9 protein-coding genes are annotated in these 15628 nt (G+C 36.2%); 5 read left to right on the top strand and 4 right to left on the bottom strand.

Going from position 1 to position 15628, the window contains the following annotated elements:
• Window positions 1-80 precede the first annotated feature (80 nt).
• Window positions 81-2528, bottom strand: a complete 2448-nt coding sequence (gene thrA / locus GJU43_RS15155) for a bifunctional aspartate kinase/homoserine dehydrogenase I (protein ID WP_154341596.1) — start codon at window positions 2526-2528, stop codon at window positions 81-83.
• Between the two features lie 616 nt (window positions 2529-3144).
• Here thrA and GJU43_RS15160 point away from each other — a divergent pair.
• The 4 genes from GJU43_RS15160 to GJU43_RS15175 all read left to right on the top strand — a co-directional run bounded on the left by GJU43_RS15160 (window position 3145) and on the right by GJU43_RS15175 (window position 7938).
• Window positions 3145-4209, top strand: a complete 1065-nt coding sequence (locus GJU43_RS15160) for a hypothetical protein (protein WP_154341597.1) — start codon at window positions 3145-3147, stop codon at window positions 4207-4209.
• Window positions 4210-4356: 147 nt separating this feature from the next.
• Entirely contained in the window at window positions 4357-5871 is a 1515-nt protein-coding gene (hutH, locus tag GJU43_RS15165; RefSeq protein WP_154341598.1) for a histidine ammonia-lyase, read from the top strand.
• Window positions 5872-5919: 48 nt separating this feature from the next.
• Window positions 5920-6564 carry a DUF47 domain-containing protein gene (locus tag GJU43_RS15170; RefSeq protein ID WP_154341599.1) on the top strand — a complete coding sequence of 215 codons (645 nt, stop codon included), beginning with the start codon at window positions 5920-5922 and terminating at the stop codon, window positions 6562-6564.
• A 33-nt stretch (window positions 6565-6597) separates the two neighbouring features.
• On the top strand, window positions 6598-7938 hold the full coding sequence (locus GJU43_RS15175) for an inorganic phosphate transporter (protein ID WP_154341600.1): 1341 nt from the start codon (window positions 6598-6600) through the stop codon (window positions 7936-7938).
• 193 nt (window positions 7939-8131) lie between these two features.
• Here GJU43_RS15175 and GJU43_RS15180 read toward each other — a convergent pair whose 3' ends face one another.
• From GJU43_RS15180 to GJU43_RS15190, 3 genes are all read right to left on the bottom strand, one after another.
• The gene (locus tag GJU43_RS15180; RefSeq protein ID WP_154341601.1) at window positions 8132-8647 is read right to left on the bottom strand and encodes a DUF421 domain-containing protein; all 516 of its coding nucleotides are present in this window, start codon (window positions 8645-8647) and stop codon (window positions 8132-8134) included.
• 4 nt (window positions 8648-8651) lie between these two features.
• On the bottom strand, window positions 8652-10019 hold the full coding sequence (gene rimK / locus GJU43_RS15185; RefSeq protein ID WP_154341602.1) for a 30S ribosomal protein S6--L-glutamate ligase: 1368 nt from the start codon (window positions 10017-10019) through the stop codon (window positions 8652-8654).
• 142 nt (window positions 10020-10161) lie between these two features.
• Complete coding sequence (locus tag GJU43_RS15190; RefSeq protein WP_154341603.1) at window positions 10162-12708, bottom strand: ATP-dependent Clp protease ATP-binding subunit; 2547 nt, start codon at window positions 12706-12708, stop codon at window positions 10162-10164.
• A 257-nt stretch (window positions 12709-12965) separates the two neighbouring features.
• On the opposite strand from GJU43_RS15190, the gene gyrA reads away from it, so the two are divergent.
• Window positions 12966-15608: a DNA gyrase subunit A gene (gyrA, locus tag GJU43_RS15195; RefSeq protein WP_154341604.1), complete on the top strand. Its 2643-nt coding sequence runs from the start codon at window positions 12966-12968 to the stop codon at window positions 15606-15608.
• The last annotated feature ends 20 nt before the right edge of the window (window positions 15609-15628 follow it).

The following is a 15628-nucleotide window of genomic DNA, read 5'->3' on the forward strand; positions in this document are numbered from 1 at the left end:
GTTTTTAAGGAACTAAGTTTTTAAGTTGCTAAGATTGAGAAAAAAACTCAGAACCTTAGCAACTCAGTACCTTAGTCCCTTTAGTTGTTCCCTATTCGAATTACATCCGCAAAAATCCCCGAAGCAGTAACAGCGGCTCCGGCTCCGGCTCCTTTTATAAGCAGCGGCTGATCTACATAACGATCAGTGTAAAAAAGCACGATATTGTCTTTTCCTTCCAAATTGTAGAAAGGATGGTCTTTCGGAATGAATTGCAGGCCAACGCTTGCCTTTCCGTTTTCGAATTTCGCAACATATTTTAACCTGGAATCTTTACTAAGCGCTTCTTCATAAATAGCCCCGAAATGCGGAGCGTGTTTGATTAATGAAGCAAAAAAGTCTTCATTGTTTGTGGTCGCTAAACATTCTGCAGGCAAAAAGGATTCGTTGGCGATGGCATCAATATCCATTTCGTAACCGCTTTCGCGAATCAGAATCAGGATTTTACGGGCAACATCGATTCCGCTCAGGTCAATTTTCGGATCAGGTTCAGTGAATCCCTGAACTCCGGCTTCTTTTACTACATCATGAAAAGAATTATCCTTGTCGAAATTGTTGAAAATGAAGTTCAGACTTCCCGATAAAACGGCCTGTATTTTATGCACTTTATCACCCGAAGCGATTAAGTTTTTAACGGTATCAATAATCGGTAGTCCCGCTCCAACATTCGTTTCAAACAAAAACGGAGCATTATATTGACGTGATAGGTTTTTTAGTTTTTTGTAATTGTCATAGGCTGAAGAACAGGCAATTTTGTTACAAGTTACCACCGCAATACTTTGTTTCAGAAACTGTTCGTAAGTTTCAGAAACAGTTGCATTGGCTGTAATATCCACAAAAATGCTGTTACGTAAATTCAGTTCTTTGGCGCGCTCGATAAAAGTTTCTTTATTTGCCGGTTCCCCTTTATCTAAATCAGCCTGCCATTCTTTTAAAGAAATTCCATCTTCATCGAAAAGCATTTTTCTGGAATTGGATAGCGCAATTACACGAACATTAATCTTCAGGTTATCTTTTAGGAATTTTTTCTGGTTGTGAATTTGTTCGATGAATTTTTCACCTACATTTCCAACGCCCATCACAAATAAATTGAGCTGTTTGGTGTTTTCTTCAAAGAAATTTTCGTGTAGTGTATTTAAAGCTTTTTTAACGTCTCTTTCGTTGATTACGGTCGAGATATTTCGCTCAGAAGCACCTTGCGCAATGGCACGGATGTTTACGTTATTTTTACCGAGAGTACTAAACATTCTTCCGCTTAAACCCTGGTGGTTTTTCATATTTTCACCCACCAAAGCAATGATACAAAGGTCTTTTTCTACAATAGCAGGATCAATTTTGTTTTGAAGAATCTCTACTTCGAAAGCTCTGTTGATGGCACTTTCGGCACTTTCAGCATCTGAATTTAAAATTCCGATACAAATCGAATGCTCGGAAGAAGCCTGAGTGATAAAAATGACATTGATTTTTTCCTGAGATAATACTTCAAACAAACGTCTTGACGAACCTGCAACCCCAATCATTCCAGGGCCTTCGAGTGTTACTAACGAAATGTGATCGATATGGCTGATCCCTTTTACAACCGTATCTTTTGACGAAACCTGGCTGGAAATTAAAGTTCCGGCAGCTTCGGGCTCAAAAGTATTTTTGATTAAAATGGGAATGTTTTTTCTTAAAACGGGCTGAATGGTTGGCGGATACAGCACTTTCGCTCCGAAATGTGACAATTCCATCGCTTCCTGATACGAAATAGTGGCAATAGGCTGTGCCTGTTTTACAATTTTCGGGTTAGCCGTAAACATTCCGTTGACGTCAGTCCAGATTTCCAGTTGCTCTGCATCCAGTGCTCCGGCAATAATAGCAGCAGTGTAATCAGAACCGCCACGGCCTAAAGTTGTTGTAATTCCGTCCAGGGTTAAAGCTATAAATCCCGGTAAAATAGTGATTTGTGCTTCATTTTCGGCAAAATATTCCTGAATCAGCTGATTTGAAATTTCAAAATTTACAGTTGCTTTTCCAAAATCAGCATTTGTTTTTATGATTTCACGGCTGTCTTTATACACGACATTTTTATTGATTTGCTGATACGCCTGCGCAATGATATAGGACGAAAGCAATTCTCCGAAACTTAAAATGGTATCTGCTGTTCTTGGAGATAATTCCCCTAATAAAAAACAGCCGTCTAGTAGTGTTTCTAAATGGTTAATGATTCTTTTTACATGACTTAGCAAACTGCTTTGTTCGCTTACCGGAATCAATTCTTTTAAGGTGTCCAGATGTTTCTTTTCGATTTCGGCAACAATTTCCCTGAAGCTTTCATCATTAGCCGCCGCTTTTGCAGCCGCCAGTTGAAGTAAATCTGTGACTTTGCTTAAAGCCGAAACGACAACAACTAATTTTCCCTGCTTAGAATTCTGGTCTATAATTTCGAGAACGAGTTTTATATTTTGTGCATTGGCAACCGAAGTTCCGCCAAATTTTAATACTTTCATTTTGATGTTTTTTTTCTTTTATGCAAATATTTTTATCTATCCAATACCTTTCTTCTTTTTAGAAAAAAGTATAGATAACCAAGGATTATATGTGAAAATGTATACCCCTAAGGGGTAGTAGTTGTTGTAGAAGTTGTGGTAACAGCAATTGCAACTCTGGTTTGAGTTGTCATTACAGAAGGATATTTTACGCTGTTACTTTTCATTTTGGTTTTTCAAAAGTACAGTTTTTTATAAAAGTTAAAAACCCTTATTTTCTTTTTGCGAATATTTTAATAATTCAAATCTCATGAAATTAATATTGAGCTTTTATCAGGATTGAATCTTATAAATTGTTGGATTCGTATATTTATCTTGTTTAATATGTGAGTTGTACTGTTTATAGATCTTATTTAATTGATGTTAGAAGTGTTAATAATTGCAAATTTATCCGATCAATTTAGTAGAATTCCTGTTTTATAATCAGAATTATAGGTTTTTGAAATCGAAAACTCATAGAATTTGGTATTTAATACGAAAAACTGTTATTATTAAGAATTGTTTTGTTTAATATATGAAATTTTTGGCTGATTACTTTTGTTTTACCTATTTTCGCTGAAATAATTAAATCTAAAAAATGAAAAAAAACATTACTTTCTTATTTATTTCTTTATTCTTACTTATAGCTTGTAACAATGACGAAGACAACTCTGCAATTCCTGCATCACCTGCTACCACTCATGCATCGCTAAATGGAGGTTCTGTAAATTTAACATGGACAGTTGTCGAAGGTACTGGTATTACATATAATGTATATAGAAGTGATAGTCCTGTAAAACTTAATGCCGTTCCACTTACTGAAGCAAAATTCACGGATGTGCTCAAAACTACAGGTTCTTTTACTTATTCGATTACAGCTACATTAGGAGGAGTGGAAAGTGCAAAAGGGATAGTTTCTGAAAAAGTAATTTTAGAACTTCCTAAAACAAAAACTGTACAGACAATTGATAAGTATTACGATACTAAATATGAATATACTTATAGTTATGACACATCTAATATTACTAAATTAATGACAATAAGTACCAAAGCAACTACTAAAAATGTAAAGACCCAAGAGGTGACTATTACAAATTCAATTGCTAAATATATATACACTGGAGATTTAATTACAAAAAGTATGGTCTATATTGATGATAATATTCTTAAGTCTTCTTTGGAATATATGTATAATGAGCAAAAAAAATTGATCGCTGGAATAAGAAAAAAAGCAGATGGAAGTATTAGTTCTACAGTTACTTATACCTACAATCAGGACGGAACAATTACTGAAACGGATGATACTCCATATTCAGGTCCAGGAATATATACTTATGAAAAGGGTAATTATGTAAAATATCAAATTACTACTCCAATGCCTGATGGTGATGCATATGTTGCAATAACAGATTATGTTTATGACTCAAAAAATGAATCTAATATAAATATTTTGGGATTTAATCTCTTTGCCAATTTTGCTAAAAATAATGCAATCAGCTCCTCAACTATTTTTAATTTTAATGGTGTACTTCAAAGTACTGAATCATCTAAAAGTGACTGTACATACAATGAAAATGGTTATATTTTGACAAAAATGAAAAACGTTATGTCTTCTTCAGGTGCAACAATACAAACTGAAAAAACAGTTGTTACTTATTATTAATTTAAGAAGTTAACTATTTAAGTACAATAAAAGCAGCTCCTAATGAGCTGCTTTTATTTTTTTTGATGCTGAGATTAAATAATCCTCAATAAACATTGCTTTTTAATATTGATTTGCTGAATTTTGGCGTCTTAAATTACAAACAACATGAAAGAAGTCCATTATATAAGTACTGAAACCTTAAGTTTAGAAGCTTTACAAGAAATAATTGTAAATCAAAAAACGCTTGAATTATCGGAGGAAGCCAAAGTAAATGTTCAGAAGTGCCGTGACTATTTAGATAAAAAAATGGCGACACACTCTGAACCGATTTATGGAATCAATACAGGTTTCGGATCACTTTATAGTGTGAAAATTTCTACCGAAAATTTATCAAAACTTCAGGAAAACCTGGTCAAGTCACACGCTTGCGGAACAGGCGAAGAAGTGCCGGCTGAAATTGTAAAACTGATGTTGTTACTGAAAATCCAATCCTTAAGCTACGGACATTCAGGAATTCAATTGCAGACCTTAAATCGTTTAGTTGATTTTTATAATAACGATATCCTGCCTGTAATATATACTCAGGGTTCTCTTGGAGCTTCCGGAGATTTAGCGCCTTTGGCACATTTGTCTTTACCATTATTAGGAGAAGGCGAAGTCCTTTTTGAAGGCAGAAAAGTACATTCCCGCGAAGTTTTAAAGCATTTTAAGTGGGAACCAATTGTTTTACAGTCTAAAGAAGGTCTGGCTTTGTTGAACGGAACACAATTTATGAGTGCTTACGGAGCACACATTTTGCTTAAAGCTTATAAATATTCGTATCTCGCAGATTTAATAGGAACCATTTCTCTGGAAGGTTTTGACGGAAGAATAGAACCATTCAACGAATTGATTCACTTTATCCGTCCTCACAAAGGACAAATTGTGACGGCGCAGCGCATTAACGAATTTCTGGAAGGAAGTGAAATTATCGCTCAGGAAAAAAAACACGTTCAGGATCCGTATTCTTTCCGTTGTATGCCTCAGGTACACGGTGCTTCAAAGGATGCCATTGATTACGTTCGAAAAGTATTTAAAACAGAAATCAATTCAGTTACCGATAATCCGAATATCTTTATTGAAGCCGATCAGATTATTTCAGGAGGGAATTTCCACGGACAGCCTTTGGCTTTGGCATTGGATTTTATGGCCATAGCTCTTGCGGAATTGGGAAGTATTTCTGAAAGAAGAACCTACCAATTGATTTCAGGATTGCGTAATCTTCCGGCATTTCTGGTGGACAATCCGGGATTAAATTCAGGATTTATGATTCCGCAATATACAGCAGCGAGTATTGCCAGCCAGAACAAACAACTGGCAACACCAGCCAGCGTAGATAGCATTGTTTCCAGTAATGGTCAGGAAGATCATGTAAGCATGGGGGCAAACGGAGCCACAAAAGCACTTCGTGTAATGGATAATTTAGAGCGTATTCTCGCAATTGAATTGATGAATGCATCTCAGGCCATTGCGTACAGAGAACCTTTGAAATCAAGCGAATTTATCGAAATGTTTTTAAGCAGTTACAGAGAAGTGGTGCCTTTGGTAAAAGAAGACAGGATCTTACATTATGACATCGAGAAAACAGTTGAATTCCTTAGCAGTTTCCAAATTGAAAATGATTTGTTAACAATGGCTTAACATTGAAAGATAATATTGAAGTAATTTTGCACTATCAAAAATATAAAAATGTCAATAAACAGTATTTTCCAATTTTTAGTGCCGAAAGACAAAAAATTCTTTCCACTTTTTGAAGAGGCTTCAAGCAATTTAATTGAATTAGCGTCTAATTTACATGAAGCTGTAAATCTTCCGTTAAAAGAAAGAGAAGTTCTTTTTCAGAAAATTGATGAATTAGAGCAAAAAGGAGAAGACATTACACGTCAGACCAATTTAGAATTAAGCAGAAATTTTATTACTCCGTTTGACAGAGAGGACATTCACACATTAATTACTTCTATAGATAACGTAGCCGATTATTTGCATGGTGCTGCCAGCAGAATGAGACTGTATCAGGTAGACAAGATTACAAAATCTATCAGAAAAATGACAGAAATCAATCTTGAAGCTTGTCAGAATATTGATAGTGCCGTTAAAGAATTGAGAAATTTAAATAATTTCAAAGTTATTAAAGATGCTTGTGTCAGAATTAATAAACTGGAAAACAAGTCAGATAACGTTTATAACAAAGCAGTTTTTGAAATTTTTGAAAACGAAACAGACGCTAAAAATATTATTAAATATAAAGAAGTTTTATCTGTTTTAGAATCAGCTACAGACAAGTGTAAGAGCGTTGCAAACATACTGGAGTCTATTTCTGTAAAACATTCTTAAATTTAATTTATTTCATTCTGAAGTTATAATTTTATGACGCTACTTATAATTATTATAGTATTAGCTTTAATTTTTGATTACATCAATGGTTTTCATGATGCGGCAAATGCTATTGCTACAGTTGTTGCGACAAAGGTATTAACGCCTTTTCAGGCCGTACTTTGGGCAGCATTTTTTAACTTTCTGGCTTATTGGGTTTTCGGATTTGGTGTTGCAGATACTGTTGCAAAAACAGCGCATACCATGGAAATTAACCTGGTTGTAATTCTGGCCGGTGTTATTGCCGCAATTTGTTGGAATTTATTGACCTGGTGGCTTGGAATTCCTTCCAGTTCTTCTCATACTTTGATTGGTGGATTTGCAGGAGCAGCTGTGGCTCACGCTATAGCAGTGCACGGTTTTTCAGGTTATGCAGGCGAAGATGGAACTACACATTACTGGTACGAAATCGTAAGCTGGTATAAGGCCGGAAAAGACGGCGCAATGCCCTCAGGAGTTCTTATTATTATTGCTTTTATCGTTTTAGCGCCTTTGTTAGGAGCGCTGGCTTCGTATTTAATTTCAATTTGGTTGTTAAATGCATCCCGTAAAAGTATTTATCCTAAAATATTTACCGTAGCGTTAATGATAGCGACCGTTTGGTTGGTCAGCAATCTGATGGTGTCTTACGAGGATATTCTTAAACATGGAAAACCACGTTTTGATTCTCATTTTTGGAGTGTAGCTTTCGATCCTCATAATATTAAATGGTTTCTGGTAGCTTTTATCATCTTAACCGTAAGTGCATTTTGTTTGATATTTAGTAGTTTAAATCTGCATCAGGCAGATGCTGCTTTGAAAAAAATGCAATTGTTGTCTTCTGCGGCTTTTAGTTTAGGACACGGAGGAAATGATTCGCAAAAAGTAATGGGTATTATTGCTGCCGCTGTAGCGGTCTATATTAATGCACATCCGGGCATTCATATGGAATCCTGGTTGGATGTTGTCTTGCCAAACGATGATTTGGGTGTAAAAGGAGTAATGCCGGGATGGATTCCGTTAGCGTGTTATTCTGCGATTGCAGCAGGAACTTTAAGTGGTGGCTGGAAAATTGTAAAAACAATGGGTTCTAAAATCACAAAAGTAACTTCATTTGAAGGAGTAGCTGCGGAAACTGCAGGAGCACTGACACTTTATTTTACAGAGCATTTAAAAATTCCGGTAAGTACAACACATACGATTACAGGTTCTATCATCGGCGTTGGATTAACAAAACGTGTATCTGCTGTTCGTTGGGGTGTAACGGTAAGTTTAATCTGGGCGTGGATACTGACTATTCCTATTTCAGCAATATTGGCTGGATTGGTTTATTTTATTCTAAGTGTCTTTATGTAATAAAATGATTTTTCTAAAATGTGGTGATATATAAATTACATTTTAACGATATAAAAAAAGCTGGTTTCAAATAGAAACCAGCTTTTTTTATGATGAAATTCCAATATTTTAAAATTCCAAATTCCAAAAATGAAAACGTGTAACGAGAGCATTGGAATTTGGAATTTTAAAATATTGGAATTTCCATTTAATGTTATTTCCTAAAATTCTTATGATTGTGTTTTCTTTTGTAATGCGTCTGTTTTAAATTCTTGTCTTTTGAAATAACACTAATTGTACCGTCAATTTCGAGCATACAGAGCTTTACATCCGTAAAATGTTCCAATCCATGTTCTCGCATCGCTTCTTTTAATTCGTCGTGAGAAATGTCTAATTTGCTCAAAGAATCAAAATCTAGCTTTCCGTCATGGATTAAGATTTCAGGTTTGTCTAAAAGCAAATCGTTGAGTAATTTGTATTTGTGAGTTAGTTTTTTAATGACAAAATTAATTATAAACAACACCAAAGCGGCAACTAAACCTCCCCAAAGACTCGTGTCAGGACCAACCATCGCATTTTGGACCGAATTACTGATTAGCAAAATCAGAATAATATCGGCTGTATTGAGCTGGGAAAGCTCCTTTTTACCAAAAATGCGAAGCGCGATGGTCATAAAAAAATAGACCGCCGCACTTCTGCCAATAATATCGAGATATGGGAATAATATCATTGAATTATAACTTAAAATTCTTCTCAATTGCCCTGATCATTTCTCCGGCAATATCTTTATTTGTGGCACCTTCTATTCCTTCAAGACCCGGAGATGAGTTTACTTCAAGCAATAAAGGACCTTTTGAGGAACGTATAATATCAACACCGGCCACTTTTAAGTCCATTGCTTTTGCAGCTTTTATGGCTATCTTTTTCTCTTCAGGAGTTACTTTTATGACAGATGCCGTTCCTCCAAGATGTATATTGGCTCTGAATTCTCCCGGCATCGCTTCACGCTGCATGGCGGCAACTACTTTTCCGTCGATAACAAAACAACGAATATCTTTTCCGTTGGCTTCTTTGATAAATTCCTGAACTAAAATGTTTGCATTTAAACTTTTGAATGCATTAATAACACTTTCTGCGGCTTTTTTGGTTTCGGCCAAAACAACGCCTTTTCCCTGGGTTCCTTCCAGTAATTTTACGATTAACGGAGATCCGCCTACCATTTTAATTAAATTGTCTGTATCTAAAGGAGAATTGGCAAAACCGGTGGTTGGAATGTCTACACCGCTGTTTAATAGTAATTGCAGGGAATATAATTTATCGCGTGATTGTGTTATGGCAGTAGCTGAATTCAAACAGAAAACTTTTAAAGCTTCAAACTGACGCGTTAATGCACAACCGTAAAAGGTAATACTTGGCCTGATTCTCGGAATAATGGCATCAAACTGATTTAGGATTTTTCCGCCTCTGTAATGGATTTCGGGCGTCTTGGCATCGAGTTTCATATAACATTCCTTGATATTCAAAAAATGCATTTCGTGACCACGCATTTCGCCGGCCTCCATAATTCTTTTATTACTGTACAATTCAGGATTACTGGCCAAAAGTCCTATTCGCAGACCAGACGTTGCTTTTTCTGAATTTTGATAAAGTTCTTTCAGTGACTCCGGAGTTGGCTGTCCTAATAAGTATTTTTCTTCGGGATCCACCAGTACGCGTCCGCTCATCGCTTCACGGCCTAAAAGCATTCTGAAACCCATTGAATCACGATTGGTCAATGTCATTTCTATAGGCCATTTTACATCGCCAATTTTAAGGTTGGTCTGGATCACATAACGATGTTCTCTAAAACCGCTTGAGCTTTTCACAATTCTTTTGTCAACCAGCGGAGCTTCACAATGGATGATCGTTTTAATATTATTCTGAATGGGATTAATATCAAATTTTACCCAATTGGCATCATTTTTTATAAAAGGAGCTATGTTTATAGCATGCATTGCCGAGGTTTTGGCACCGGAATCTACACGAGCTTTGATTGTTGGGATTCCTAATTCCGGAAATGAGCACCATTCTTCGCTGCCTAAAATGACTTTGTTTTGAAGCATATATTATGATTTGTTTTATAGAATTTAATAGCCAAAAATAGCTATTTGCTTTTACTAAAGGTAGTAATTTATCTAAAAAAAATACCCGTTATGTTATGAAAACGTAACGGGTAAATTAACTTTGTTATAAATTTAAACTAATTTATAGATTAGTGGGTTCTTCCGCTTTGTGTATTTCTACAGAAAGTTCCTGAGAATCATCTTTCAGATCCATTAGGATTTCATCACCGGAATGGATTTTTGAAGTAATGATTTCTTCTGCCAGTAAATCTTCAACATATTTCTGGATCGCTCTTTTTAGGGGTCTTGCACCAAATTGTCTGTCAAAACCTTTCTCAGCGATAAATGCTTTCGCTTTATCCGTAAGACTTAAGTTATATCCTAATTCAGCAATACGGGAATATAGTTTTTTAAGTTCAATTTCGATAATCAAATCAATATCCGCTTTTTCTAATGCGTTGAAAACGATAACATCATCAATTCTGTTTAAGAATTCAGGAGCAAAAGTTTTTTTCAATGCATTTTCGATGATGCTTTTTGAATTATCGTCGGCCTGAGCTACTTTAGCAGCAGTTCCGAATCCTACGCCTTGTCCGAAGTCTTTCAATTGACGTGCACCAACGTTAGACGTCATGATAATGATGGTGTTTTTAAAGTCGATTTTGCGGCCTAAACTGTCTGTCAGGTATCCGTCATCCAAAACCTGAAGCATCATGTTGAATACATCAGGATGTGCTTTTTCAATCTCATCTAAAAGTACGACACAATACGGTTTTCTGCGAACTTTTTCAGTCAGCTGACCACCTTCTTCGTAACCAACATATCCCGGAGGCGCTCCAACTAGACGGGAGATCGCAAATTTCTCCATGTATTCACTCATGTCGATACGAACTAATGCATCTTCAGAATCGAATAATTCTTTTGCTAACACTTTTGCTAATTGCGTTTTACCCACTCCGGTCTGACCTAAGAAAATAAACGAACCAATTGGTTTGTTCGGATCTTTAAGTCCGGCTCTGTTACGCTGGATAGAACGTGCAATTTTAAGAACGGCATCGTTTTGACCAATTACTTTGTTCTGAATTAATTCAGGTAATTTCGCCAGTTTGTTGCTTTCTGTTTGTGCAATTCTGTTTACCGGAATTCCGGTCATCATAGAAACAACATCCGCTACATTATCTTCTGTAACTTCAATTCTGTTGTTTTTAGAATCTTCTTCCCATTGTTCCTGTGCAACAGCTAAATCTTTTTCGATACGTTTTTCATCATCGCGAAGTTTGGCTGCTTCTTCATATTTTTGTTTTTTAACAACCATATTTTTGTTTTCGCGAACTTCCTCTAACTGACGTTCCAAATCTAAAATTTGTTTCGGAACATCAATATTAGTAATGTGTACACGGGAACCGGCCTCATCAAGAGCATCGATAGCTTTGTCCGGTAAAAAACGCTCAGACATATATCTGTTGGTTAATTTTACACAAGCTTCAATGGCTTCCTGCGTATACGTTACATTATGGTGATCTTCGTATTTGTCTTTGATGTTGTTTAAGATGGCAATTGTTTCTTCAACAGAAGTTGGTTCTACGATTACTTTCTGGAAACGTCTTTCTAAAGCACCGTCTTTTTCAATGTACTGTCTGTATTCGTCAAGTGTTGTAGCTCCAATACATTGGATTTCACCTCTTGCCAAAGCAGGTTTGAACATGTTAGAAGCGTCCAGCGAACCTGTTGCACCTCCGGCACCTACAATGGTGTGTATTTCATCAATAAAAAGAATGATGTCGTCATTTTTTTCAAGCTCGTTCATAACGGCTTTCATTCTTTCTTCAAACTGGCCACGGTATTTTGTTCCGGCTACTAAACTGGCCAGATCAAGCGTTACCACACGTTTGTTAAAAAGAATACGAGATACTTTTTTCTGAATGATACGTAATGCTAATCCTTCCGCGATAGCAGATTTACCAACTCCGGGTTCTCCAATAAGAAGCGGGTTGTTCTTTTTTCTACGGCTTAGGATTTGAGAAACACGTTCTATTTCTTTTTCACGTCCTACTACAGGGTCTAGTTTTCCTTCTTCCGCCATTTCTGTTAAATCTCTCCCAAAATTATCTAAAACCGGAGTCTTGGATTTTTTGTTTGACTTATTGGCGGGATTATTAAAACTACTTTCTTTCAGACTGTCATCTTGTCCTGAATCGTCATTATACGATTCGTTTCTTGGCAAGTTTTCTAAGAATTCTTCTTCGTTTGGAGTCATATTTAAATATTGTTCTTTAGCTATGTCATAATCTATTTTTAGCTTATTCAACAGCTTGGTTGTTGGATCGTTTTCGTTTCGTAAGATACATAACAGCAAATGTGCCGTGCTAATCGATGAGCTCTGGAATACCTTTGCTTCAAGGAAAGTGGTCTTCAGTGCCCTTTCCGCCTGGCGGGTAAGATGAAGATTCTTCTTTTCGGCATTGATTTCAACGCTTTGATTGGCTGGACTGAGTACTTCTACTTTTCTGCGTAAATGATCTAAATCAACAGCGAGGTTATTGAGGATATGAATGGCCTTGCCGTTTCCATCTCTCAAAATGCCCAGCATAAGATGTTCAGTACCAATAAAGTCGTGACCCAAACGTAAGGCTTCTTCTTTACTGTAGGTAATAACATCTTTTACTCTTGGTGAAAAATTATCATCCATAATATATTAATTGTATTGTAAATTTAGTGAATTACTCTATGAAAAACAAAAACCATACCCTTCAGAATCTCATGACAGCTAAGAGACAAAAAAAAAGACAATAAAAGCGTTAAAAAACGCTTAATTTATTAACTAAAAGCTAAAATAAAGTTGTTAATAAATCATTGAAATAAGTGTAAGGAAATAGCTGAAAAAATTTCAAAAAAACGTATCTTGGCACGCTTTGAAACTAATATAATTATTTAATATAACAACTTATGTCTGAAGGAGAAAAGTTAATTCCTATTAACATAGAAGATGAAATGAAATCAGCTTACATCGATTATTCGATGTCAGTAATCGTATCAAGAGCGCTTCCTGATGTTAGAGATGGCTTGAAACCAGTGCATCGAAGAGTTCTTTATGGAATGTATGACTTAGGAGTAACTTCAAGATCTGCCCACAAAAAATCGGCGAGAATCGTAGGAGAGGTTTTGGGTAAGTATCACCCACACGGAGATACCTCTGTGTATGATGCTATGGTACGTATGGCTCAGGAATGGAGTATGCGTTATTTATTAGTAGACGGTCAGGGTAACTTTGGTTCTGTCGATGGTGACAGTCCGGCAGCAATGCGTTATACTGAGGCCAGAATGCGTAAGATTTCAGAGGACATCATGGCAGATATCGAAAAAGAGACAGTTGATTTTCAATTGAACTTTGATGATACATTATATGAGCCAAAAGTAATGCCGACAAGAGTTCCTACTTTATTAGTAAACGGAGCAACAGGTATTGCAGTTGGTATGGCAACCAATATGCCGCCACACAATTTAACAGAAGTGATCAATGGTACTTTAGCCTACCTGGATAATAACGATATTGAAGTTGACGAATTAATGACGCATATTAAAGCTCCGGATTTTCCAACAGGAGGTATAATATATGGTTACGAAGGCGTTCGCGAAGCTTTTAAAACCGGTAGAGGACGTATTGTAATGCGCGCCAAAGTTGGTTTTGAAGAAGTTGACGGAAGAGAATGTATCATTGTTACCGAGATCCCATATCAGGTAAACAAAGCCGAAATGATCAAACGTACGGCTGATTTGGTTAATGATAAAAAAATTGAAGGTATTGCGAATATTCGTGACGAATCAGACAGAAACGGTATGCGTATCGTTTATATCCTGAAACGCGATGCTACGCCAAACGTAGTTTTGAATACCTTATATAAATTTACATCCTTACAATCTTCTTTTAGTGTAAATAATATTGCATTAGTAAAAGGGCGCCCGCAAATGTTGAATCTGAAAGACATGATTCACTATTTTATTGAGCACCGTCATGATGTAGTTGTTCGAAGAACACGTTTCGAATTGCGTAAAGCAGAGGAAAGAGCGCACATCTTAGAAGGTTTAATCATTGCTTCTGATAATATTGATGAAGTAATTGCGATCATCAGAGGTTCTAAAAATACAGAAGAAGCGCGTGAGAAATTAATCGAAAGATTCAATTTGTCCGATATTCAGGCCCGTGCCATTGTTGAGATGCGTTTACGTCAGTTAACAGGTCTGGAGCAGGATAAGTTAAGAGCGGAGTTCGAAGAATTAATGAAATTAATCGAGCATTTGAAAGCTTTATTGGAAGATGTTAACTTAAGAACTGCTTTAATCAAAGAAGAACTGGAGGAAATCCGTGAGAAATACGGAGATGCCCGTCGTTCTCAAATTGAATATTCAGGCGGAGATGTAAGTATCGAAGATTTGATTGCCGATGAAAATGTGGTAATTACCATTTCTCATGCCGGCTATATCAAGCGTACGAACTTAACAGAATACAAAACGCAGAACAGAGGAGGAGTTGGACAAAAAAGCGCAGGAACAAGAGATCAGGATTTCCTTGAGCACATGTTCGTTGCTACCAACCACCAATATATGATGTTCTTTACGCAAAAAGGAAAATGTTTCTGGATGCGTGTTTACGAAATTCCGGAAGGAAGCAAGACAGCCAAAGGAAGAGCAATTCAGAATCTGGTAAACATTGAAAGCGATGATAAAGTAAAAGCTTTCATTTGTACTCAGGATTTAAAAGACAAAGATTATATCAACAGTCATAACCTTGTAATGGTTACGAAACAAGGTCAGGTGAAGAAAACTTCTTTAGAGAAATATTCTAAACCAAGAGTTAATGGTGTTGCTGCCATTACGATTAAAGAAGGTGATGAGTTACTGGAAGCGAAATTAACCAACGGAGAAAGCCAGATTATTTTGGCTGTAAAATCTGGTAAATTAGTTCGTTTTGAGGAAACTAAAACACGCCCAATGGGAAGAACAGCTTCCGGAGTTCGCGGAATAACACTAAAAGACGATACCGATGAAGTAATTGGTATGGTTACTGTTGATAAAGATGATGTGAACGATTCGCAAATTTTAGTGGTAACAGAAAACGGATATGGTAAACGTACCAAATTAGTAGACGACGACGGAGAGGATGTTTACAGAATTACCAATCGTGGAGGAAAAGGAGTTAAAACACTTAACATCACAGAAAAAACAGGAAAACTAATCTCGATTAATGCGGTAACAGATGCTGATGATTTGATGATTATCAATAAATCAGGATTAACAATCAGAATGGCTATTGAAGATTTACGTGTAATGGGTCGTGCTACTCAGGGAGTTCGATTGATTAACTTAAAAGGAAAAGATTCTATCGCTGCGGTTACAAAAGTAATGAAAGACGATGTAGCAGAAGTTGTTGTTGATGAAGACGGTAATGTTATAGAATCAGTTATAGAAAGAGTGAAACCGGATTTAGAAGTTCTTGAAGATGATACTGTAGTGGAAGACGACGACGACGATTCTGATGAAGTAACAGAAGAGGAAGACGATTCTGAGGAAGAAGAAGAATCAGAAGAATAAAAAAAAAGTCACAAAAAAGA

The sequence above is a fragment of the Flavobacterium sp. LC2016-23 genome (assembly GCF_009674775.1).
Taxonomy (GTDB): Bacteria; Bacteroidota; Bacteroidia; order Flavobacteriales; family Flavobacteriaceae; genus Flavobacterium.

Excerpts from the sequence above, each read along its gene's own strand:
- thrA (WP_154341596.1), bottom strand. The coding sequence starts at position 2,528 with ATGAAAGTATTAAAATTTGGCGGAACTTCGGTTGCCAATGCACAAAAT.
- GJU43_RS15160 (WP_154341597.1), top strand. The coding sequence starts at position 3,145 with ATGAAAAAAAACATTACTTTCTTATTTATTTCTTTATTCTTACTTATA.
- hutH (WP_154341598.1), top strand. The coding sequence starts at position 4,357 with ATGAAAGAAGTCCATTATATAAGTACTGAAACCTTAAGTTTAGAAGCT.
- GJU43_RS15170 (WP_154341599.1), top strand. The coding sequence starts at position 5,920 with ATGTCAATAAACAGTATTTTCCAATTTTTAGTGCCGAAAGACAAAAAA.
- GJU43_RS15175 (WP_154341600.1), top strand. The coding sequence starts at position 6,598 with ATGACGCTACTTATAATTATTATAGTATTAGCTTTAATTTTTGATTAC.
- GJU43_RS15180 (WP_154341601.1), bottom strand. The coding sequence starts at position 8,647 with ATGATATTATTCCCATATCTCGATATTATTGGCAGAAGTGCGGCGGTC.
- rimK (WP_154341602.1), bottom strand. The coding sequence starts at position 10,019 with ATGCTTCAAAACAAAGTCATTTTAGGCAGCGAAGAATGGTGCTCATTT.
- GJU43_RS15190 (WP_154341603.1), bottom strand. The coding sequence starts at position 12,708 with ATGGATGATAATTTTTCACCAAGAGTAAAAGATGTTATTACCTACAGT.
- gyrA (WP_154341604.1), top strand. The coding sequence starts at position 12,966 with ATGTCTGAAGGAGAAAAGTTAATTCCTATTAACATAGAAGATGAAATG.